The 239-nt window shown below is 71.5% G+C and carries 1 pseudogene; it reads left to right on the top strand.

The annotated features are described in order from the left end of the window. A pseudogene (locus KVS69_RS20455) lies at positions 1-239 on the top strand (folate-binding protein); the annotation flags it as partial.

The following is a 239-nucleotide window of genomic DNA, read 5'->3' as shown; positions in this document are numbered from 1 at the left end:
CCGGTCACGCGCGGCTCCGCCTGCGCGGTGTGGATGCGGCGGCGTCCGCCCCTGCCCAGGTCGCCAGCGATGTCGCCGCCCTGCCCGTCCTGCACTGGCAGTGGCGCGCCTGGCTGAGCGCCAAGGGCCGCACCCTTGCTGTGTTTCAGCTGTTGGAGCTGGACCAGGTGCACATGCTGCTGGTGCTGGCCGACGGTGGCGCCGATGCGTTTGCGGCGCAGAGACAGCGCTTCGTGTTC

Source organism: Stenotrophomonas sp. GbtcB23 (genome assembly GCF_019091045.1).
GTDB lineage: Bacteria > Pseudomonadota > Gammaproteobacteria > Xanthomonadales > Xanthomonadaceae > Stenotrophomonas > Stenotrophomonas rhizophila_A.
The sequence above is the reverse complement of the archived record's forward strand: the minus strand, read 5'-3'. Positions and strand labels throughout refer to the sequence as shown.